We start from the raw sequence: 746 nt of genomic DNA, 5'->3' as shown, positions 1-746 counted from the left end.
GAGATTTAAATACAAAAATGCAAAAGGCTATTTTTGATTTTAAGGTGGCTAAATTATTTGGATTTGAGGATAGGTACTTTGAAGTTTCTCTTAAAAGCTACATTAGTCTTTTCATTTTTCTACATGGCAAAGAACATACTTATTTTAATTATCTTAATTTCATAAGCGATTTAAATTCAAATGAGAAACAAAAATACCTAAACTTAAGAGCCTCTACTAAAGATTTAGAAAAACAAATTTTTGAAGAAAAACTTAAATTTATAAAGCACTATGAAGAATTTTATGATTATTTAGATAGCATAGGCTATTTGAATAAGGGTTCTTGGTATAAAACTATGGCAATCTATCCAAAAATAACAATTCGAGGTCTTCTTTTATTTCATAACAATCAATTGTGTTCTTCTAAGGATACAAATTTCATATTTCAAAACATGAAAGAAAACTATAATATATTTAATAATTTAGATCCAAATAGCTCAAAACTTCTCGATAAGACACTCGGAAAAGAATGGAAAGATTACCGCAAAAATGTATCAATCTTTATAGAAGATACAATAAACAAAATCCAAAAGGCCTTAGATGAATGCAAATGAAAATAATATTAGTGTTCATAATGAAAACAATACCACTATTAACATTAAAGAAAGTATAAAAGAAGCTCTAAGAGAAGGACAAGAGGTTATAGAAAGTAGTAGAGAAGGAATAGGAAAAGCAAGTAATACTTTCGATTTTTTTAGCAGTGGCTT

The 746-nt window shown here is 26.7% G+C and carries 1 protein-coding gene; it reads left to right on the top strand.

Annotated elements, in window-relative coordinates:
• The coding region (locus L8W56_RS08745; protein WP_263660034.1) for an Abi family protein at window positions 1-593 on the top strand (593 nt) is incomplete at its 5' end.
• Between the last annotated feature and the right edge of the window lie 153 nt (window positions 594-746).

Origin of the sequence: Campylobacter sp. IFREMER_LSEM_CL1085 (genome assembly GCF_025772235.1) — a bacterium.
Lineage (GTDB): Bacteria > Campylobacterota > Campylobacteria > Campylobacterales > Campylobacteraceae > Campylobacter_D > Campylobacter_D lari_D.
The sequence above is the reverse complement of the archived record's forward strand: the minus strand, read 5'-3'. Positions and strand labels throughout refer to the sequence as shown.